Source organism: Caballeronia grimmiae (assembly GCF_000698555.1).
In the GTDB taxonomy this organism is placed as follows: Bacteria; Pseudomonadota; Gammaproteobacteria; order Burkholderiales; family Burkholderiaceae; genus Caballeronia; species Caballeronia grimmiae.
The window spans coordinates 61218-81512 of sequence record NZ_JFHE01000023.1 but is presented as its reverse complement, the minus strand read 5'-3'; the positions used below and the strand labels follow the sequence as shown (position 1 = coordinate 81512).

Below are 20295 nucleotides of genomic sequence, written 5' to 3'. Positions count from 1 at the left end.
TCGTTTCGAAGTCTGTCAACAAGTTTTTGAAGCTACTTATCGACTCGCCTTTCGGCACTTCTTCCAAGACCCGAATCACACGTGATTCGCAGAAATCAAACGGGTCGTGCAAACCTCGCACGACCCGCCGATATGCTTCTTGGTGCCGGCTGCAGGACTCGAACCCGCCACCTGATGATTACAAATCAACTGCTCTACCAGATGAGCTAAGCCGGCGAAGGACGAGATTCTACTTCATTTGACGACTTTGAGGTGCGATCTCGCGGGAGATTTTGCGTCGTCGTCCGCAGAGCCCAGAGTCGGCTCCTCGTGATCCGACGCACCCTCAGCATCCGATCGCTCCTCGGCCATCGACTCGGCCGGGCGCGCCTCGCGTTCGGCGGGTCGCGCAGGCTCCACTGCAGGGTGCTGCGATGGCTCGACTGGGAACGCCATGCCCTGCCCATTCTCGCGCGCGTAGATTGCGAGCACGTTCGCGACCTGGACCTCGATCTTGTGCGACTTGCCCGAGAATCGCGCGCTGAACTCGATCCATTCGTTACCCATCTGCAACTGGCTCGTCGCCTCGAAGCTGATGTTCAACACGATCTCGTCATTGCGAACGAACTGACGCGGCACGCGCGTCGCTCCATCGACCCGAACGGCGATATGCGGAGTAAAACCGTTATCCGTGCACCACTCGTAGAGCGCGCGCAGCAGATAAGGCTTGGTGGAGATTTCTTGCATCAACTTTCCTCTGCCGGAGCACGGCCGTGCAAAACCACGCCGCCGCGCTCCGCTCTCGCAAACTATCGACGCATCACCTTCTCGGAAGGCGTCAGCGCTTCAATATAGGCCGGACGGCTGAAGATCCGCTCGGCGTACTTCATCAACGGCGCAGCATTCTTCGACAACTCGATGCCATAGTGATCCAGACGCCACAGCAGCGGGGCGATCGCCACGTCCAGCATCGAGAACTCTTCGCCCAGCATGTACTTGTTCTTCAGGAAGATCGGTGCGAGCTGGGTGAGGCGATCGCGGATCGCGCTGCGCGCCTTCTCGTGGTTCTTTTCCGCAGCCTTGCCCTTCTCGTTCTCGAGCGTGCCTACATGCACGAACAACTCTTTCTCGAAGTTCAGCAGGAACAGGCGCGCACGGGCACGCTGCACCGGGTCTGCCGGCATGAGCTGCGGATGCGGGAACCGCTCGTCGATATATTCGTTGATGATATTCGACTCGTACAGGATCAGGTCACGCTCGACGAGGATCGGCACCTGCCCGTAAGGGTTCATCACCGCGATGTCTTCCGGCTTGTTGAACAGATCGACGTCGCGGATCTCGAAATCCATGCCCTTTTCGAACAACACCAGCCGGCAGCGCTGGGAGAACGGGCAAGTTGTGCCGGAATACAGAACCATCATGTTTTTAAAGTCCCTTCAGTAAACTCGAAGGGCCGGCCGAGGCGGCTTCCTTGCGGAAGCGCCGTCGCACCGACCCACGCCGTCGATTGGCGTGCTATTTAATATCTCTCCAGTATGCCGCGTTCAGACGCCATGCGAGGAAGCTGAGGAGCGCCAGGAACAGCAGAACCCAGACGCCGAGACGTTTGCGGGTTTGCTGGGCGGGTTCGGACATCCACGAAAGGTACGACACGAGATCGGCCACAGCTGAATCATAATCCACGTTCGACAAGGCACCAGGCGTCACCTGAGTGTAACCCACGAATCTTTTTACCTTTTCGCCGGTCCTTTCGTCCGTTTCCGTCGTGAACCGCGCGTCGCGAATGCCCTGCAGCGTCCACAGCACATGGGGCATGCCGACGTTCTCGTACACGCGATTGTTCCAGCCGGTAGGCCGCGTCGGATCGCGGTAGAAGCTGCGCATGTAGGTGTAGAGCCAGTCCCGTCCACGCGCCCTCGCCTCCACCGACAGATCCGGCGGCGATGCGCCAAACCACGCTTTCGCGTCGTCCGGGCGCATCGCGATGCTCATCGTGTTGCCGATCTTGTCCGTCGTGAACAGCAGATTGTCCTGAATCTCTTTCTGGCTGATACCGAGATCGGTCAGCCGGTTGTAGCGCATCAGGGTCGCACTGTGACAATTCAGGCAATAGTTTACAAACATTTGGGCGCCGTGCTGCAACGACGCAAAATTGTCGGCGTTATTCGGAGCGCGGTCGAGCACCGCTTCCTCTTCCGCGTGAGCCGGCGCGCCGCCGAATGAGAACATCGCGGCGGCGATCATCGCCATCATAGAGAGCCATTTTTTCATCGCGTAGTCTCCGGACGTGAGCTCAGTGCTGTTTGTAGTTCACGCGCTCGGGCGGCGTCTTGAATCTGCCGCGCGGCGTCCAGAAAGGCATGCCCAGGAAAAACGCGAAGTAAATAAGTGCGCAAATTTGAGCGATGAGCGTCCCTGCCGGCGATGGCGGTCTCGTCCCCAGGAAGCCCAGCACGAGGAATGCAATCACGAAGATGGCGTAGAGAACCTTATGAAACAGCGGCCGGTAGCGGATCGACTTCACCGGACTGCGATCGAGCCAGGGCAAGAAAAACAGCGAAACGACCGCGGTGCCCATCACCACCACGCCCCAGAATTTCGACTCGGTCAACGCCATGAACACGATCACTACGAGCGCCAGCACCGGCAGCGCGATACGCCACTTGCCGCGCGCTCGCAGCAACGCAAGCACACCAAGCAGCGCAATTACGATCATCAGAACGATCTTGAACGGATCGGTGGTCGCGCGGAGCATCGCGTAAAACGCGGTGAAGTACCAGACAGGCGCGATCTCCGGCGGCGTTTGCAGCGGATTCGCCGGCACGAAGTTATTTGCTTCGAGGAAGTAGCCGCCCATTTCCGGCGCGAAAAAGATAATCGCCGCGAAGATGAGCAGAAAGACGCACACACCGAAGAAGTCGTGGACCGAATAGTATGGATGGAACGGAATGCCGTCGAGCGGTACGCCATTCGCATCCTTCTTCGCCTTGATTTCGATGCCGTCGGGATTATTCGACCCGACTTCATGCAGGGCGACCAGATGCGCAACGACGAGTCCGATCAGCACGAGCGGAATCGCTATGACGTGAAATGCGAAGAAGCGATTCAGCGTGACGTCCGATACCACGTAATCCCCGCGAATCCACAACGACAAGTCCGGACCGATGAAGGGAATCGCGGAGAAGAGATTCACGATGACCTGTGCGCCCCAGAACGACATTTGTCCCCATGGCAACAAATAGCCGAAAAAGGCCTCTGCCATCAGACACAGGAAAATAGCGCAGCCGAAGATCCAGACCAGTTCACGCGGCTTCCTGTATGAGCCGTAAATCAGGCTGCGGAACATGTGCAGATAAACGACGACGAAAAACATCGACGCGCCGGTCGAATGCATATACCGTATGAGCCAGCCCCACGGCACCTCGCGCATGATGTATTCGACCGATGCGAAAGCAAGCGTCGCATCCGGCTTGTAATTCATGACGAGAAAAATGCCCGTCACGATCTGAATAACGAGCACGAGCAATGCAAGCGAGCCGAAGAAATACCAGAAGTTGAAGTTCTTCGGCGCGTAGTATTCGGAGACGTGCTTTTTCCAGGTCGCGGTTAGCGGAAACCGGCGGTCGATCCAGCCCGTCAAGCCCGTCGTTTCGACATCCTTGTCTGCGGTCGCCATTTAAGCCTCTCCCTTTTCGTCCTTGCCGATCACGAGTTGCGTCGCCGAAGTGAACATGTATGGAGGCACGTCCAGATTCTGCGGCGCTGGCTTGTTCTTGAAGACGCGGCCCGCCAGGTCATAAGTCGAGCCGTGGCATGGGCACAAAAAACCGCCCGGCCAGTTATCGGGGAGATTGGGTTGAGGCCCCTCGGTAAATCGCGGCGTCGGCGTGCAGCCAAGGTGCGTGCACACGGCCACGGTCACGAGAATGTTCTTGTGATCGGCGCGCGATCGATATTCGTTGTTGCAGTACTCCGGTAACGGCATTGAGAATTCCATCTTGGAATTCGGGTCCGCTACTTCGCTGTCAGCCTTTTTGATGTCAGCCAACATTTCGTCGGTGCGATTGACGATCCACACCGGCCGGCCGCGCCACGCGACCGTCATCATTTCGCCAGGCTTCAGTCCGCTGATATCGACCTCGACGGGCGCGCCCGCCGCCTTGGCCTTCTCCGATGGAGCAAACGAACTGACGAAAGGCACTACGGTTGCCACACCTCCGAAACCACCTGCTACGGTCGTCGCAATCAGCCAGGTACGGCGGCCGCCGTCGACGCGGTTATCGTCCTTGTCTCGCATCACACGCCCCACTTCTGAGTTGGATTTATACCGTCACATCAGTGTTCCGCCGCTAGTGTGCGCGAATGGAGTTGCCATTTACAAGGCCCGCGCAGTAAAAATCACTCGAACTAACCGGGCCTTCCGGGTTTTCCCCACGTTTTCGCGCGTTCTAGTAAAGCAATGTTTTAAGGCAGACGCAGCCGCTCCGTGAACCAAACAATCGGCGACATGCCATTAAACCGGATTATCGATATCAATGAACAAGTGTTCGATATCGAATTCCTCCGACAGATGCGCGCCGAGCGCTTGCACGCCGTAACGCTCGGTCGCGTGATGCCCCGCTGCGATGTACGCGACGCCGGATTCCGCCGCGATGTGCATCGTCTGCTCCGAGACTTCACCGCTCACGTAGACATCCGCGCCGGCCTCGACGGCTTGCTCGAAATAGCCCTGGGCGCCGCCGGTGCACCACGCCACGCGCCGCAACTCCCGGTCGGAATCGCCGAATACTAGCGGCTTGCGGCCCAGCGCATTTTCCACGGTCGCTGTGAAGTGCTCGAGGGAAAGCGGCATCGTGAGCGGCGCAATCCAGCCGAGATCCTGATCGGCAAACCGGCCGTCCGCGATCAGCCCGAACCGCGCGCCAAGCTGCGCGTTGTTGCCGAGTTCCGGATGCGAATCCAGCGGAAGATGGTACGCGAACAGATTCATGTCGTTGGCGATCAACGTGCGCAAGCGCCGATGCTTCCGTCCTGTAATCTGCGGCGCTTCGTTACGCCAGAAATAGCCGTGATGGACCAGCACCGTGTCCGCGCCCCAGTCCAGCGCGGCTTCGAGGAATGCGAGCGAAGCCGTCACGCCGGTCGCGATTTTCTGAACGCGGCGAGTCCCTTCCACCTGTAGGCCGTTCGGGCAATAGTCCTTGAAGCGGCCGATTTCCAGCAGATTGTTCAGATACAATTCGAGTTCGATCCGATCCATGAAATCCTCTATCCCTTCAAATGCTTAGACGCTTCTGGCTGTTTTTTGCCCAAGCGGTCACCGTGCTTTTGGCTCTGATGTTTATCATCGCGACCCTGAAACCGCAGTGGCTTCAACGTCAGGGCCAGTTTGGCAAGCAACTCGCCGAGCCGATCGTCGCGTTACAGGAAGTGGCGCCGAGCATCGGTTCGCGCCCGCTTCAGTCTTCATATGCCGAGGGCGCGCAGAAGGCGATGCCCGCGGTCGTCAACGTGTTCTCCAGCAAGGACGGCAGCCTGCCGCCGGGCGCGCGCTCGAAGGACCCGCTGTTCCGCTACTTCTTCGGCGACAAGAACCGGCGCAAGAGCGACGAGCCGCCTGCGTCGAATCTGGGCTCGGGCGTCATCGTCAGCTCGGAAGGCTACATTCTAACGAACCAGCATGTCGTGGACGGTGCGGACCAGATCGAAGTCGCGCTGGCGGACGGCCGCACGTCGAGCGCGAAAGTGATCGGCGTCGATCCGGAGACCGATCTCGCGGTGCTGAAGATCAACATGACCAATCTGCCGACCATCACGCTCGGCCGGATGGATCAGGCGCACGTCGGCGACGTGGTGCTGGCGATCGGCAATCCGTTCGGCGTCGGGCAGACGGTGACGATGGGCATCGTCAGCGCGCTCGGCCGCAATCACCTCGGCATCAACACGTTCGAGAATTTCATCCAGACCGACGCGGCCATCAACCCCGGTAATTCGGGCGGTGCGCTCGTCGATGTGGAAGGCAACCTGCTCGGCATCAATACCGCAATCTACTCGCGAAGCGGCGGCTCGCTCGGCATCGGCTTCGCCATTCCGGTTTCGACCGCGCGCAGCGTGCTCGAAAGCATCATCACGACGGGCACGGTCACGCGCGGATGGATCGGCGTCGAGCCGCAGGACGTCACGCCGGAGATTGCCGAGTCGTTCGGGCTCGACCAGAAATCGGGCGCGATCGTCGCGGGCGTACTGCAAGGCGGGCCGGCGGACCGCGCGGGCATCAAGCCGGGCGATATCCTCGTCAGCATCAACGAGGACACGATTACCGATACCACGCGCCTGCTCAACGTCGTCGCGCAGATCAAGCCGGGCACGGCGGTGAAGGTTCACCTGATGCGCAAGAACAAGGAAATGGACGTCAGCGTGACCATCGGCAAGCGGCCCGCACAGCCGCGCGCCCCGCAAATGCCCGATGAGGAGCAAGGGGATCAGGGCGACGAATAAGGCGTCGGTGGCCGGAAGCGAAAAAGGCAGCTCCGTGGAACGGAAGCTGCCTTTTTTTCATCTGTGCGACCGCGATTGAGAAAGTGGCAACCGCGACAATCTGCCGCACCGCGCTCAACTTATTCGGCCGCCGCTTCCTCGCTTTTGACCGCTTCCTTGCCGACCACGAACCTCGCCGCAATGATCCCCGCCTCATACAGAATGACGAGCGGAATCGCGAGAATCAGTTGGGAGAACACGTCCGGTGGCGTCACGACCGCGGAGATGACGAACGCGCCGACGATCACGTAAGGCCGAATCTGCTTCAGTTTCGGAATCGACACCACGCCCATGCGCGCCAGCAACACGACGACGATCGGCACCTCGAACGTCACGCCGAACGCGATGAACATCGTCAGCACGAAGCTCAGGTAATTGTCGATATCCGTTGTCATTTCCGCGCCCAGCGGCGCGTTGTAATGCGCCATCACGCGGAAAATGGTCGGAAACACAATGAAATAGGCGAAGGCCATGCCGCACAGAAAGAGCGTATAGCTGCTGAAAACGAGCGGCCCGACGAGCTTCTTCTCATGTTGATACAGCCCCGGCGCGACAAACGCCCAGATCTGATACAGGACGATCGGCAGCGCGATGACAAAGGCCACGAGCATCGTCACCTTCATCGGCACGAAGAACGAGCCGGTCACGTCGGTGACGATCATCTTGCCGTCGCGCGGCAGGTTCTGCATCAGCGGCCGTGCAAGCAGCTTGAAGATATCGGGCGCCCAGTACACGAGCGAGATGAATACGACGATGACCGCCGCGCCCGCGCGGATGATGCGATCGCGCAGTTCGACCAGATGCGAAATGAACGTCTCTTCGACGGGCTCGTCTTTATTTTGTTGCGGGTCGCTCACGCCGGCCCTCGGTATGGGTCATCGATGGAAGGAATGCGGCCGTATCAGAAGAATTTCGTCGGACGGCGCAGGGTGGCGGGCGTGTGCCGCGCGACACGCGCCGCGCCCGACTGCACACGCGTGCGGCGCGCGGTCGTGCGCTTGTACCAGTTCGGAACCGCGCTCTGCTTGACGCGCCAGTTCTTGCGCTTGGCAGGCGTTGACGTCGCGGCGGGCCATTGCTCGCCGGAACCGCCATCGTCCGCACCCGACGATTCCCCGCCGCCCGCGATGCTGCTTGAAACCGATGTCCCCTGATTCCACGCGTCGTTCAGTTCGGACTCGTGGCGTTTCAGGTTGTCGTGGATCGTCGTCTCGACATTCGACGCCGCCGTTTCGAACTGCGTGCGCATCTTCTTGAGCTCATCGAGCTCCATCTCGCGCGCCACCTCCGACTTGACGTCGTTGATGTACCGCTGCGCGCGGCCGAAGAGCGCGCCAGCCGTGCGCGCCACGCCGGGCAAACGCTCCGGCCCGAGCACCACCAGCGCGACGACGCCGATGAGCGCCATTTTGGTCAGACCGAGATCGAGCATTGACGAGGAAGTGAGTGGTTGCGGTCAGCGGCCCGATTAACGGTAGTCGCCGGAACGGGACTTGTCCTTCGCTTCCACGTCGACTGCGCCGTTGCGCGGCAGTTCGCGCTGTTCCGGCGAGGCGGGGTTATCGCCTTCGCGCATGCCTTCCTTGAAGCCCTTCACCGCGCCGCCCAGATCGCCGCCGATATTGCGCAGTTTCTTCGTCCCGAAGACGAGCGCCACGATCAGCAACACGATCAACCAATGCCAAATGCTCAACGAACCCATGAATGAAAACTCTCCTTAGTTCGACCGACAAGCCATTTCCGCGACGGATGCCTGACTTTGCGGCCCTGGCCGAAGCGGTGGCGCTTCAGCTCACGAATATCGATTTTCCGCGCCCAATATTGCCTTGAACAGCCGACACGCCGATGAAAGCCGTGTCAGCCCATCCGCCGCCAAGGGCGCTCCCCGGCCAAAAGATGCGCATGAATGTGATACACCTCCTGCCCGCCGCCCGGCCCGGTGTTGATGACCGTGCGGAAACCGGTGTCGCCCCCTGTGTAGGAAACGCCCAGGTCTTTTGCCAAACGGCCAACGAGATGCACCATTCTACCAAGCAACGGAGCATCGCTTTCGGAGCAGTCCGAAAGTGTTTCAATATGCTTGCGGGGGATGACCAGCACGTGAACCGGCGCGGCCGGGTTGATGTCGTTGAAGGCGACGAACTCGTCGTCCTCGTAGACCTTCGTGCTCGGAATCTGCCCGGCGGCGATCTTGCAGAAGATGCAGTTGTCTTGGCTCATGAGTATCCAATGCCCGGAGAACCGGCGTTGACGATCAAAACCACGCGCGCGGCTCGATCGCTTTGTTTTCGTATAGAAACAGCCAGCCCTTGATGACGCGATAAAGGGTCCAGATACCGACCGCAAACAAGATAACGAAGCCGATGCCGACGAACAGCAACGCTACGCCAATGACATGCCCGAGCACCGCCCACCAGAACGTGCGTATCTGCCACGTGAAATGGGCTTCGTACGGCGTGCCGACGGTGTCGCCGCGCTTCAGGCAATTGATGATGATGGCGACGAGCACGGTCAAGCCGCCCGTCAGCCAATAGAGCGCGTAAAGCGCGTAGACGATATGCGTCAGCGTGCGCAGCCGGCGCAGGCGGTCCGCTTCGCCGGGGTCCGTGAATACGGTCGGCGGATACGGCTGATCGGGCGTTCTCATGCTTGCCTCCAACGCGTGCGCGAGAATGTGAGCGAAACTCTCGTCAGCCGCCGTTCTGTTCGCGCTCGCGCGATTTGCGCAGCGCCTTTTCCTCGATACCCGACAGACCTTCGCGCCGCTCAAGTTCGGCGACGACGTCGGCCGGGCTCAGGTCGAAATGCGACAGCATCACGAGACAGTGGAACCACAAATCGGCGACTTCGCCGACGAGCGCACGCGGAGCGCCGCCGTGGCGAGCGTCCTTCGCGGCGAGCACGACTTCCGTCGCTTCCTCGCCGATTTTCTTCAGGATCGCGTCGTCACCTTTATGAAAGAGTCGCGAAACGTAGGATTGTTCCGGATCTCCGCCCTTGCGGCTGTCGATTACCGCGGCGAGGCGCAGCAGCGTGTCCAGCGTGTTGGCTTGCGTCATTTATAGATGCTTTCTGGGTCTTTCAGGACCGGCTCGACGGCGATCCACTCGCCGTTGTCAGCCGTTCCTTCGAATTTCTGGAAGAAACAGGAGTGGCGGCCCGTGTGGCAGGCGATGCCCGAAACCTGCTCGACTTTGAGCAGCACGACGTCCTCGTCGCAATCCAGGCGAACGTCATGGACGTGTTGTACGTGCCCCGATTCCTCGCCCTTGAACCACAACCGCTGACGCGAGCGCGAAAAATACACGGCGCGCTTCAGTTCGATGGTCTTCGCAAGCGCCTCGCGATTCATCCACGCGAACATCAGGACGTCGTTCGTCGACGCCTCCTGCGCGATGACCGGGACGAGGCCGTTGGCGTCCCACTTCACCTTGTCGAGCCAGCTGGCTTGATCGGTCACGTTCAGATCCTCACCGAAATGCCCTGGTCGGCCATGAAGCGCTTCGCTTCCCCGACCGTGTGCTCGCCGTAGTGGAAGATGCTCGCCGCGAGCACCGCGTCGGCGCGACCGTCGACGATGCCGTCCGCCAAATGCTGCAAGTTGCCGACGCCGCCCGAAGCGATCACGGGCACCGGCACGGCATCCGAGACGGCGCGTGTCAGCGCGAGGTCGAAGCCAGCCTTCGTGCCATCGCGATCCATGCTCGTCAGCAGGATTTCGCCCGCGCCGAGCTCGGCCATCTTGCGCGCCCATTCGATCGCGTCGATGCCCGTGGCCTTGCGGCCGCCGTGCGTGAACACTTCCCAGCGCGCCGGCTCGCCTTCCGCCGATACGCGCTTTGCGTCGATCGCGACGACGATGCACTGCGAACCGTGCTTGTCCGACGCATCGCGCACGAGTTGCGGATTCGCGACCGCCGACGAATTCATGCTGATCTTGTCCGCGCCCGCGTTGAGCAGCCGGCGGACGTCTTCGACCGCGCGCACGCCGCCGCCGACCGTCAACGGAATGAAGACCTGGGACGCGACCGCTTCGATGATCGGCAGAATGAGATCGCGTTGATCGGACGTCGCGGTGATGTCGAGGAACGTGAGTTCGTCGGCGCCCTGATCGTCATAGCGCCGCGCGATTTCGACGGGATCGCCCGCGTCACGCAGTTCGACGAAGTTGACTCCTTTGACGACGCGGCCAGCGGTCACGTCGAGACAAGGGATGATGCGTTTTGCGAGAGCCATGTTCTTGCCACTGCCGGTTCGATACAAGTGAGGGCGGCCTGCGCCGCCCGGCGCGCTACCAAGCAATTCGCGCGAGAGGCGAAGCAGCGGGATTCAAGCGTCGTCCGCTTCGCGCAGCGCGTCGGCGCGCGTCTGGGCGGCGTTGAAGTCGAGATCGCCGGAGTAGATCGCGCGGCCGCAGATCACGCCTTCGATGCCTTCGCTCTCGACTTCGCACAGCGACTCGATGTCCGCGATGCTCGACAGACCGCCGCTCGCGATAACCGGAATCTTGACCGCTTGCGCAAGCCGCACGGTGGCGTCGATGTTGATGCCCTGAAGCATGCCGTCGCGGCCGATATCGGTATAGATGATCGACTCGCAGCCGTAGTCCTCGAACTTGCGGCCGAGATCCACGACTTCGTGGCCGGTCAGCTTGCTCCAGCCGTCGGTGGCGACTTTGCCGTCTTTCGCGTCCAGCCCGACGATGATGTGCCCGGCGAACGCGGTGCACGCGTCCTGCAGAAAGCCCGGATTCTTCACCGCCGCCGTGCCGATGATCACGTACGAGAGACCATCGTCCAGATAGCGTTCGATCGTGTTCAGGTCGCGAATGCCGCCGCCCAGTTGCACCGGGATCTCGCTGCCCACTTCTTCGATGATCGCGCGGATCGCGTCGCCGTTTCGCGGCTTGCCCGCGAATGCCCCGTTCAGATCGACGAGGTGCAGCCTGCGCGCCCCTTTGTCGACCCAATGCCGGGCCATCGCCGCCGGATCCTCCGAGAAAATGGTCGCCTGGTCCATATCGCCCTGCTTGAGGCGCACGCACTGACCGTCTTTAAGATCGATGGCCGGAATGAGCAGCATAGGTATCGCGTAGTGTCTGGGTGAAATTGATGAGAACGGCCGCCCGGGCCGTCTCGCTAGTGTAGTACAAGTCTTGCAGCATTCTGCCGGCGGCCGGCATACGTCGAACGGCTAACGTGCGGTGCGTCTCACGGATTCCAGTGCACGAAGTTCCGATACAGGCGCAGGCCCGCGTCCGCGCTTTTTTCAGGGTGAAACTGCGTCGCGAAGATGTTGTCCCGAGCGACCGCGGAGGTGAATGCGTCGCCGTAGACGGTTTCGCCGGACGTATGCGCGGGATTGTCGGGCACCACGTGATAGCTGTGCACGAAGTAGAAGAACGCGCCATCCGCAATGCCGTCCCATACCGGATGCGCTTGCGTCTGACGCACGCGGTTCCAGCCCATTTGCGGGACTTTGAAGCGCGAGCCGTCGTCCTGCACGCGGCCTTCGAGATGGAAGCGCAGCACCTTGCCGGGAAAGAGCCCGAGGCCTTTGGTGTCGCCCTCCTCGCTCCAGTCGAAGAGCATTTGCTCGCCGACGCACACGCCGAGCATCGGCTTTTCGCGCGACGCCTGCATCACCGCTTCCTGCAGCCCCGATTCGCCGAGATGCGCCATGCAGTCGCGCATCGCACCCTGGCCGGGCAGCACGATGCGATCGGCCGCATGAATGGCTTGCGGCTGATCGACGATCGCCACGTCGGCGTCCGGCGCGGCCTTCTTCAGCGCCTGATACACCGAGCGCAGGTTGCCCATTCCGTAATCAACAATCGCAATCGAAGTTTTCATTTCAAAGTAGGCAACAGGGCCTTCAATCCGTCGACGATGAATTCCACCGCCAGCGCCGACAACATCAATCCCATGAGACGCGTGCCGATGTTGATGCCGGTGCGCCCGACCCAGCGCGCGATCGGCTCGGCGAGGTTCAGCGCGCCGAAGCACAGCGCCGCGATGATCCCGCCCAGCACGACCAGCCCGAAGCGGTCGTACCAGTGCTGCGCATTCGCGGCGTAGACGATCACCGTGCTGATCGATCCCGGCCCGGTGAGCAGCGGAATCGCGAGCGGCACGACGGCGACGCTGTTGCGCTCCTCGGCTTCCATGCGCTCTTCCGGCGTCGAGCGCGCGTTGCCGATTTGCGCGTTCAACATGCTGATCGCCATCAGCAACATGATGATGCCGCCGCCGACTTCGAATGATCCCACCGAGATGCCGAAGAACGCGATGATCTGCTGTCCGAGCAGCGCGGTCACGGCGATCACGCAAAACACCGAAATGCACGCGACGCGGATGGTGTTGCGCTTCTCCACATCGGACTGCTGCGCGGTGAGACTGAGAAAAAACGGTATCGCGCCGATCGGGTTGATCAGCGCGAGCAAGGATATAAACGACTTGAAGAGATCCATCGCGGATGGCCAGCCGGGTTTTGCGCAGGATCGCGCCGAATCGGCCTGCAGCTTTTAGAGACTGCCCTTGGTCGATGGAATCTGCCCCGCCGCGCGTTCGTCCAGTTCAACGGCCATGCGCAGCGCGCGGCCGAACGCCTTGAACACGGTCTCGACCTGATGATGCGCGTTGATGCCGCGCAGGTTGTCGATATGCAGCGTCACGCCGGCGTGGTTCACGAAGCCGCGGAAGAATTCGATCGTGAGGTCGACATCGAAATTGCCGATGCGAGCCCGCGTGAACGGCACGTTGAACTCGAGCCCGGGCCGCCCCGAAAAATCGATGACCACGCGCGAAAGCGCTTCGTCCAGCGGCACGTACGAGTGTCCGTAACGGCGGATGCCCTTGCGGTCGCCGATGGCCTTCGCGACCGCTTGCCCCAGCGTGATGCCCGTGTCCTCGACAGTGTGGTGATCGTCGATATGGAGGTCGCCATGCGCTTCGATTTCGAGGTCGAACAGCCCGTGACGGGCGATCTGATCGAGCATGTGATCGAGGAACGGCACGCCGGTAGCGAGCTTTTGCTTGCCGGCGCCGTCCAGATCGAGCTTCACACGGATCTGCGTTTCGCTGGTGTTGCGAACGACTTCCGCAATGCGCATGGTGTTTCCTTGAGGCTTAATCAAAAGTAGAAAGTTTCTTGAGCGCGGCGATCATCTGCGCGTTCTCGTCGGCGGTTCCGACCGTCAACCGCACGCAGTTTGAAAGCAACGGGTGCATTTTACCCACGTTTTTGATCAGAACCCGCGACGTAAGCAGCGTTTCGAACGCCAGCGCGGCGTCCGGCACGCGCACGAGCAGAAAGTTGCCCGCGCTCGGATAGACTGTCATGCCCGGTAGCGCGGCCACTTCGCGGGCCAGTTGCGTGCGCTCTTCGCGCAGCGCGGCAGCCTGGGCGTCGAGCACGTCGAGATGATCGAGCAGAAAATCGGCGGTGGCTTGCGTCAGCACGTTGATGTTGTACGGCGGGCGCACCTTGTCGAACTGGTTGATCCACGCGGGACGCCCTGCCATGTAACCGAGGCGGATACCCGCCAGTCCGAGCTTCGATACCGTCCGCATCACGACGACGTTGTCGAACTCCGCCGCACGCGGCATCCACGTTTTCTCCGCGAACGGCTGGTACGCCTCGTCGATCACGACGAGACTCCTGCCCGCCGCCGCGATCACGCGTTCGATGTCGGCGTCGTCGTAAAGCGTGCCGGTCGGGTTGTTCGGATACGCCAGATAAATGAGCGCCGGCGCGTGCTCTTCGATGGCCGCGACGAGCGCGTCGGCATTGAGCGTGAAGTCGGCGTTGAGCGGCACGCCGACGAACTCCAGCCCCGCGAAAGCCGCCGACATCTGATACATCACGAAGCCCGGCACCGGTGCAACGACCTTCGCGCCCGGCTTCGCACACGCAATCGACATCAGGCTGATCAATTCGTCCGAGCCGTTGCCGAGCAGCACGTCGCAGGCGTCCGGCACGTGCATCGTGCGCTTGAGCTTCGCGATGAGGTCCGCCGGACGCGGCGCCGGATAGCGATTCAGCGCGACGCCCGCGAGATGCGCGCCGAGGCGCTCGGCGAGATCGGCTGGAAGCGTGTACGGATTTTCCATCGCGTCGAGCTTGATGAGACCCGTGGAATCGGGCACGGGATAGCTCGTCATCGCGAGGATGTCGGGGCGAATGATGTCTTGTGGTGTCGTCATGGAGCCGCCGGCGGCTCTCAGTCCGCCTTGGTCAATGGGATCGGCCCGCTTCAGCCGAGGTTTTTCATCCGGTATTCGGCGCTCTTCGCATGCGCCTGCAAGCCTTCGCCATAGGCGAGTTCGGCCGCGATTTCACCGAGCGTCTGCGCGCCGTCGGCGCTCACTTCAATCACGCTCGAACGCTTCATGAAGTCGTACACGCCGAGCGGCGACGAGAAACGCGCGGTCCGTGAAGTCGGCAGCACGTGATTCGGTCCGGCGCAGTAATCGCCGAGGCTTTCGCTGGTGTACCGGCCGAGGAACATCGCGCCTGCGTTGTGAATCTGCGCGGCCCACTGATGCGGATCGAGCGCGGAGATTTCCAGATGCTCCGGCGCGATGTCGTTGGCGATCGTACAGGCTTCGGCCATGTCCTTCACCTTGATCAGCGCGCCGCGATCCTCGAGTGAGCGTTGAATCACGTCGCGGCGCGGCATGGCGGGCAGCAGTTCGACGATCGCATCTTCCACGCGCTGAATGAACGCCGCATCGGGGCACAGCAGAATGGATTGCGCGAGTTCGTCGTGCTCGGCTTGCGAAAAGAGGTCCATCGCGACCCAGCGCGGATCGGTGGTGGCGTCGCAAATCACGAGAATTTCCGACGGCCCCGCGATCATGTCGATGCCGACGGTGCCGAACACGCGCCGCTTCGCCGATGCGACATACGCGTTGCCCGGCCCGCAAATCTTGTCGACCGCCGGCACGGATTCCGTGCCGTAGGCCAGCGCGCCGACCGCCTGCGCTCCGCCGATGGTGAACACGCGGTCCACACCGCCGAGCAGCGCCGCGGCGAGCACGAGCGGATTCTTCACGCCGTCGGGCGTCGGCACGACCATCACGATTTCCTTGACGCCCGCGACGCGCGCCGGAATCGCATTCATCAGCACCGACGACGGATACGCCGCCTTGCCGCCCGGCACGTAGATACCGGCGCGATCGAGCGGCGTGACTTTCTGGCCGAGCACGGTGCCGTCGGCTTCGGTGTATTGCCAGCTATGGCTTCCGCATTCGATGCGCTGCTTCTCGTGGTAGCCGCGCACACGCGCCGCCGCTGCTTCGAGCGCCGCGCGGCGCTTCGGCTCGAGCCCTTCGAGCGCGGCTTCCATCTCCGAAACAGGCAGTTCCAGCGCCGCGACGCTTTCCGCCTTCAGGCGATCGAACTTGTTCGTGTATTCGAGCACGGCGGCGTCGCCGCGCGATTTCACGTCCGCGAGAATCTGCGCGACGGCGCGCTCGATGGCGTCATCCTCGCTCGCTTCGAACGCGAGAACCGCGCGCAGCGCCTTCTGAAAACCGACGGTGCTGGAATCGAGCTTACGAATCTTGATAGACATGCTGGTTTCCGTGTGCTGTGGCGCACCGCGCGATGCGGCCGCCCTAGTTGTTCGTGCCGGCCGAGGCGCGCTCAAACGCGTCGAGATAAGGCTTGAGCGCCGCGCGTTTCAGCTTCAGCGCCGCCTGATTCACGACGAGACGCGACGAAATCTGCATGATTTCTTCGACCTCGACCAGATTGTTGGCGCGCAGGGTGCCGCCCGAACTGACCAGATCGACGATCGCATCCGCCAGGCCGACGAGCGGCGCGAGTTCCATCGAGCCGTACAGCTTGATCAAATCGACGTGCACGCCCTTCGCCGCGAAGTGCTCGCGCGCCGTCTGCGTGTACTTCGTCGCGACGCGCAGACGCGCGCCCTGACGCACTGCGTTTGCATAGTCGAAGCCGGCCTTGACCGCGACCGACATCCGGCAGCGCGCGATGTCGAGATCGATCGGCTGATACAAACCGCTGCCGCCGTGTTCGATCAGCACGTCCTTGCCCGCAACGCCGAAGTCCGCCGCGCCGTATTCGACGTACGTGGGCACATCGGTCGCGCGCACGATGATCACGCGCAGGTTCGGATTGGTCGTCGGCAGAATCAGCTTGCGCGAGCTTTCCGGATCTTCGGCCACCTGCACGCCGGCTGCCGCGAGCAGCGGCACCGTCTCCTCGAAGATACGCCCTTTCGACAACGCGAGTGTGAGCGGCGCGCTCGCGCCGACCGACGATGAGGTCTGCGGCAACGAGCTCATTGCTCGCTCCCCGTGCCCTTGATGCGGCGAACGTTCGCGCCCACGGCCGTCAGTTTCGACTCCATGCGGTCGTAGCCGCGATCCAGATGGTAGATGCGGTCGATCAGCGTTTCGCCGTCAGCGCACATCGCCGCGATCACGAGACTCGCCGACGCGCGCAGGTCGGTGGCCATCACCTTTGCGCCCGACAGTTGCTCGACGCCGGCGACGAGCGCCGTCTTCCCGTCGATCGTGATGCTCGCGCCGAGACGATTCAGCTCCTGCACGTGCATGAAGCGATTCTCGAAGATCGTCTCGACGACTTGCGAGGTGCCGTTTGCAATCGCGTTGAGCGCCATGAACTGCGCCTGCATGTCGGTCGGAAACGCGGGATATTCGGACGTGCGAATGTTGACGGCGTCGGGACGCTTGCTCATGCGCACGCGCATCCAGTCCTCGCCTTCCTCGATGGACACGCCCGCTTCGCGCAGCTTCGCCGTGACCGCGTCGAGCAGCGACGGGGCAACATGACGCAGCGTGACATCGCCGCCGGCGGCCGCCACCGCGCACAGGAACGTGCCCGCTTCAATGCGATCCGGCACCACGGCGTGCTTCGCGCCGTGCAGCTTCTCGACGCCCTGAATCACCAGCCGGTCCGTGCCGATGCCGTCGATCTTCGCGCCCATCGCGACGAGCAGGTTCGCCAGGTCGCTGACTTCCGGCTCGCGCGCCGCGTTCTCGATGGTCGTCTCGCCATCGGCCAGAACCGCCGCCATCAGCAGGTTCTCGGTGCCCGTAACGGTGATCATGTCGGTGACGATGCGCGCGCCCTTCAACCGCTTCGCCCGCGCTTCGATAAAGCCGTGCTCGATGTTGATCTCCGCGCCCATCGCCTGCAGACCCTTGATGTGCTGATCGACCGGACGCGCGCCGATCGCGCAGCCGCCCGGCAGCGACACCTTCGCCTCGCCGAAACGCGCGACGAGCGGCCCGAGCACGAGGATCGACGCGCGCATGGTCTTGACCATCTCGTAAGGCGCGACGAGGTTGTCGACCTTCGATGCGTTCAGCGTCACGCAGCCGTCCTGCAGCGCCTGCGACTGCACGCCCATCTGGCGCAGCAGTTCGAGCGTCGTGCGCACGTCCTTGAGGTTCGGAACGTTCGACAGCTGGACGTCCTCGGCGGTGAGAAGGCTCGCGCACAGAATCGGCAAAGCCGCGTTCTTCGCGCCCGAAACGGCGATTTCGCCGGAGAGCTTCGCGCCCCCTGTGATGACCAGTTTGTCCATGGTTGCTTGTCCTTCGACCGAGCGTCCTGCTGCGGAGCCAGATTCGGCGCCGCGGTTATCTTGAATGATTCGCACTGTTTCCTGCCGGTGATGCCGGGTGTTGCGGTGTTGCTGAGAGTGACTGTGACCTGTTGGCTTCGCCGGATGGATCAGGCCGATTTCCATTCGTCGGGGGTGAGGGTCTTCATGCTGAGCGCATGAATCTCCTCGCGCATGCGCTCGCCGAGCGCCGCGTACACCAGTTGATGACGCGCGATCAGCCGCTTGCCGACGAACGCATCGCTCACGATGGTCGCGAAGAAGTGCTGACCGTCGCCTTCCACTTCGAGATGCTGGCACTGCAAGCCGCCAGCGATGTAATCCTTCACTTGCTCCGGAGTCGGCAACATGACGTGTCCTTGAGATGAGTTAGTGACGCAGCTTGTAGCCGCTCGCGAGCAGACGCACGGCGATCAGCGCCAGCACGGCCAGAAAGCCGCCGACGATGCCGAGACTCACCAGCGGGTTGACATCGGAAAGGCCGAAAAAGCCGTAGCGGAAACCGTCGATCATGTAGAAGAACGGGTTCAGATGCGACACCGCGCGCCACAGCGGCGGCAGCGTGTGCGTCGAATAGAACACGCCCGAAAGAAACGTGAGCGGCATGATCAGAAAGTTCTGAAACGCGGCCAGTTGATCGAACTTGTCGGCCCAGATGCCGGCGATCAGGCCGAGCGTGCCGAGGATCGCCGAACCGAGCATCGCGAACGCAATGATGTAGAACGGCGAAGAAAAAGACATCGGGATGAACCATATCGTCACGATGAACACGCCCAGCCCGACGCACAATCCGCGCACGACCGACGCCAGCACGTAGGCGAAGAACATCTCCCAGTGCGCGATGGGCGGCAGCAGCACGAACACGAGATTGCCGGTGATCTTGGACTGAATCAGCGACGACGAACTATTCGCAAACGCGTTTTGCAGCACGCTCATCATCACGAGACCGGGCACGAGAAAGCTCGTATAGCCGACGCCAGGATAGACCTGGACATGGCCCGACAGCGCGTGGCCGAAGATGGTCAGGTAAAGCAGCGCGGTCACGATGGGCGCGAGCACCGTCTGGAACGACACCTTCCAGAAGCGCAGCAGTTCCTTGTAGAACAATGTGCGAAAGCCGCTCATGACAGGCCCTCGACGACTTCCGGCTCGTTCATCACCTGCACGAACACATCTTCGAGATCGGCTTTGCGCACTTCGATTTCGTCGAAACTGCAGCCGGCCGCGCGGCACTTCGCGAGGATCGGCTCGACTTCGTCGTAGCTCGACAAGCGCAACAGATGCTGCGCGCCCGATACCGCGTGAGGATCGACTTCCAGCTGACGCAGTTCGGCGGGCAGCACGCCCCTCGAAAACCGCAAGTAAAGCTGCATGCCGGAGAAACGCTGCAGCAGCGTGCTCGTGCGTTCGAGCGCGACGACTTCGCCACGGCGAAGCATCGCGAGCCGGTCGCACAGCGACTCGGCTTCTTCGAGGTAGTGCGTGGTCAGCACGATGGTGTGGCCTTCGCGATTCAAGCGCGAGATGAATTTCCACAGCGTTTGCCGAAGTTCGACATCGACGCCGGCGGTCGGCTCATCCAGCACGATCACGGGCGGCCGATGCACCAGCGCCTGCGCGACCAGCACGCGTCGCTTCATGCCGCCCGACAGCGCGCGCGTATTGACGTCGGCTTTCTCGGTGAGATCGAGGTTCGCCATCACTTCGTCGATCCAGTCGTCGTTGTTGCGCAAGCCGAAATAGCCGGACTGGATGCGCAGCGACTCGCGGACGGTGAAGAACGGATCGAACACGAGTTCTTGCGGAACGACGCCGAGCGCGCGCCGCGCCGCCCGGAAATCGCTGACGACATCGTGGCCGCGCACGCTGATGCTGCCGCTATCGGCTCGCGCGAGCCCGGCGAGGATGCTGATCAACGTGGTTTTGCCCGCGCCGTTCGGCCCGAGCAGGCCGAAGAATTCGCCGTCTTCCACCGTGAGGCTCACGCCTTTGAGCGCCTGAAGGTCCTTGTAGCGCTTCCTGACGTTTCGGATTTCTATGGCTGACATTGACAGTGCGCGCGCCTCGTGCGGCCGCGCCTCGATTGGCGGATTGTCGCTTGACGGGCCGGGGCTCGCTCGAAAGGAGCCGGGGATGGGCCCGAAAAAACGTTTGATTAT

Annotated in this window: 27 protein-coding genes and 1 tRNA gene; 2 read left to right on the top strand and 26 right to left on the bottom strand. The window is 61.9% G+C overall.

All coding sequences use genetic code 11. The features are described 5' to 3' along the window. Positions 1–140: 140 nt before the first annotated feature. From BG57_RS20900 to BG57_RS20870, 7 genes are all read right to left on the bottom strand, one after another. Positions 141–216, bottom strand: a tRNA-Thr gene (locus tag BG57_RS20900). 18 nt (positions 217–234) lie between these two features. Next, a complete protein-coding gene (locus BG57_RS20895) occupies positions 235–726 on the bottom strand; it encodes a ClpXP protease specificity-enhancing factor (RefSeq protein ID WP_035967714.1) in 492 nt (163 codons plus the stop codon). 62 nt (positions 727–788) lie between these two features. Then, the gene (locus tag BG57_RS20890; protein ID WP_008344155.1) at positions 789–1400 is read right to left on the bottom strand and encodes a glutathione S-transferase N-terminal domain-containing protein; all 612 of its coding nucleotides are present in this window, start codon (positions 1398–1400) and stop codon (positions 789–791) included. A 94-nt stretch (positions 1401–1494) separates the two neighbouring features. Further along, a complete protein-coding gene (locus BG57_RS20885; protein ID WP_035967712.1) occupies positions 1495–2250 on the bottom strand; it encodes a cytochrome c1 in 756 nt (251 codons plus the stop codon). A 22-nt stretch (positions 2251–2272) separates the two neighbouring features. Beyond that, positions 2273–3655, bottom strand: coding sequence for a cytochrome b (locus BG57_RS20880; protein ID WP_035967710.1), 1383 nt, complete (start codon positions 3653–3655; stop codon positions 2273–2275). After that, complete coding sequence (gene petA, locus BG57_RS20875; RefSeq protein ID WP_035967706.1) at positions 3656–4276, bottom strand: ubiquinol-cytochrome c reductase iron-sulfur subunit; 621 nt, start codon at positions 4274–4276, stop codon at positions 3656–3658. A 216-nt stretch (positions 4277–4492) separates the two neighbouring features. After that, complete coding sequence (locus BG57_RS20870) at positions 4493–5239, bottom strand: Nif3-like dinuclear metal center hexameric protein (protein WP_035967704.1); 747 nt, start codon at positions 5237–5239, stop codon at positions 4493–4495. 20 nt (positions 5240–5259) lie between these two features. On the opposite strand from BG57_RS20870, the gene BG57_RS20865 reads away from it, so the two are divergent. Further along, positions 5260–6477 (top strand): S1C family serine protease, encoded by a 1218-nt coding sequence (locus tag BG57_RS20865; protein WP_035967702.1) that lies wholly within the window; start codon positions 5260–5262, stop codon positions 6475–6477. 119 nt (positions 6478–6596) lie between these two features. On the opposite strand, the gene tatC is transcribed toward BG57_RS20865, so the two are convergent. The 3 genes from tatC to tatA are packed head-to-tail and all read right to left on the bottom strand — an operon-like array spanning position 6597 to position 8218. Continuing rightward, positions 6597–7373, bottom strand: coding sequence for a twin-arginine translocase subunit TatC (gene tatC / locus BG57_RS20860; RefSeq protein WP_035967700.1), 777 nt, complete (start codon positions 7371–7373; stop codon positions 6597–6599). Between the two features lie 44 nt (positions 7374–7417). Further along, positions 7418–7948, bottom strand: a complete 531-nt coding sequence (gene tatB, locus BG57_RS20855) for a Sec-independent protein translocase protein TatB (protein ID WP_035967697.1) — start codon at positions 7946–7948, stop codon at positions 7418–7420. A gap of 36 nt (positions 7949–7984) precedes the next feature. After that, entirely contained in the window at positions 7985–8218 is a 234-nt protein-coding gene (tatA, locus tag BG57_RS20850; RefSeq protein WP_035967696.1) for a Sec-independent protein translocase subunit TatA, read from the bottom strand. 2 nt (positions 8219–8220) lie between these two features. Between tatA and BG57_RS34155 the strand changes: the two genes are divergently transcribed. Then, positions 8221–8346: a hypothetical protein gene (locus tag BG57_RS34155; protein ID WP_268238069.1), complete on the top strand. Its 126-nt coding sequence runs from the start codon at positions 8221–8223 to the stop codon at positions 8344–8346. Positions 8347–8373: 27 nt separating this feature from the next. Here BG57_RS34155 and BG57_RS20845 read toward each other — a convergent pair whose 3' ends face one another. The 16 genes from BG57_RS20845 to BG57_RS20770 form a co-directional block, all read right to left on the bottom strand. Next, positions 8374–8736: a histidine triad nucleotide-binding protein gene (locus BG57_RS20845; RefSeq protein WP_035967695.1), complete on the bottom strand. Its 363-nt coding sequence runs from the start codon at positions 8734–8736 to the stop codon at positions 8374–8376. Between the two features lie 34 nt (positions 8737–8770). After that, the gene (locus BG57_RS20840; protein ID WP_035967693.1) at positions 8771–9163 is read right to left on the bottom strand and encodes a DUF4870 family protein; all 393 of its coding nucleotides are present in this window, start codon (positions 9161–9163) and stop codon (positions 8771–8773) included. A gap of 43 nt (positions 9164–9206) precedes the next feature. Then, positions 9207–9575 carry a phosphoribosyl-ATP diphosphatase gene (locus BG57_RS20835; RefSeq protein WP_035967691.1) on the bottom strand — a complete coding sequence of 123 codons (369 nt, stop codon included), beginning with the start codon at positions 9573–9575 and terminating at the stop codon, positions 9207–9209. After that, a complete protein-coding gene (gene hisI / locus BG57_RS20830; protein ID WP_035967690.1) occupies positions 9572–9976 on the bottom strand; it encodes a phosphoribosyl-AMP cyclohydrolase in 405 nt (134 codons plus the stop codon). The genes BG57_RS20835 and hisI overlap by 4 nt, the downstream gene beginning before the upstream one ends. 2 nt (positions 9977–9978) lie before the next feature. Next, entirely contained in the window at positions 9979–10752 is a 774-nt protein-coding gene (hisF, locus tag BG57_RS20825) for an imidazole glycerol phosphate synthase subunit HisF (protein ID WP_035967688.1), read from the bottom strand. Between the two features lie 93 nt (positions 10753–10845). Continuing rightward, positions 10846–11598, bottom strand: coding sequence for a 1-(5-phosphoribosyl)-5-[(5-phosphoribosylamino)methylideneamino]imidazole-4-carboxamide isomerase (gene hisA, locus BG57_RS20820; RefSeq protein ID WP_035967687.1), 753 nt, complete (start codon positions 11596–11598; stop codon positions 10846–10848). A 128-nt stretch (positions 11599–11726) separates the two neighbouring features. Further along, on the bottom strand, positions 11727–12368 hold the full coding sequence (gene hisH / locus BG57_RS20815; protein WP_035967686.1) for an imidazole glycerol phosphate synthase subunit HisH: 642 nt from the start codon (positions 12366–12368) through the stop codon (positions 11727–11729). Further along, a complete protein-coding gene (locus BG57_RS20810; RefSeq protein ID WP_035967685.1) occupies positions 12365–12985 on the bottom strand; it encodes a MarC family protein in 621 nt (206 codons plus the stop codon). The genes hisH and BG57_RS20810 overlap by 4 nt, the downstream gene beginning before the upstream one ends. Before the next feature lie 54 nt (positions 12986–13039). Beyond that, a complete protein-coding gene (gene hisB, locus BG57_RS20805; RefSeq protein ID WP_035967682.1) occupies positions 13040–13627 on the bottom strand; it encodes an imidazoleglycerol-phosphate dehydratase HisB in 588 nt (195 codons plus the stop codon). A gap of 16 nt (positions 13628–13643) precedes the next feature. Beyond that, a complete protein-coding gene (hisC, locus tag BG57_RS20800) occupies positions 13644–14720 on the bottom strand; it encodes a histidinol-phosphate transaminase (protein ID WP_035967681.1) in 1077 nt (358 codons plus the stop codon). 50 nt (positions 14721–14770) lie between these two features. Continuing rightward, on the bottom strand, positions 14771–16093 hold the full coding sequence (gene hisD, locus BG57_RS20795; protein WP_035967680.1) for a histidinol dehydrogenase: 1323 nt from the start codon (positions 16091–16093) through the stop codon (positions 14771–14773). 43 nt (positions 16094–16136) lie between these two features. Then, on the bottom strand, positions 16137–16829 hold the full coding sequence (hisG, locus tag BG57_RS20790; RefSeq protein WP_035967679.1) for an ATP phosphoribosyltransferase: 693 nt from the start codon (positions 16827–16829) through the stop codon (positions 16137–16139). Beyond that, on the bottom strand, positions 16826–18097 hold the full coding sequence (gene murA, locus BG57_RS20785) for a UDP-N-acetylglucosamine 1-carboxyvinyltransferase (protein WP_035967678.1): 1272 nt from the start codon (positions 18095–18097) through the stop codon (positions 16826–16828). Before murA ends, hisG begins: the two co-directional genes overlap by 4 nt. 149 nt (positions 18098–18246) lie before the next feature. Beyond that, positions 18247–18486 (bottom strand): BolA family protein, encoded by a 240-nt coding sequence (locus BG57_RS20780; protein ID WP_035967676.1) that lies wholly within the window; start codon positions 18484–18486, stop codon positions 18247–18249. 19 nt (positions 18487–18505) lie between these two features. Continuing rightward, positions 18506–19261 carry an ABC transporter permease gene (locus tag BG57_RS20775; RefSeq protein ID WP_035967674.1) on the bottom strand — a complete coding sequence of 252 codons (756 nt, stop codon included), beginning with the start codon at positions 19259–19261 and terminating at the stop codon, positions 18506–18508. Continuing rightward, entirely contained in the window at positions 19258–20184 is a 927-nt protein-coding gene (locus BG57_RS20770; protein ID WP_035967673.1) for an ABC transporter ATP-binding protein, read from the bottom strand. The genes BG57_RS20775 and BG57_RS20770 overlap by 4 nt, the downstream gene beginning before the upstream one ends. Between the last annotated feature and the right edge of the window lie 111 nt (positions 20185–20295).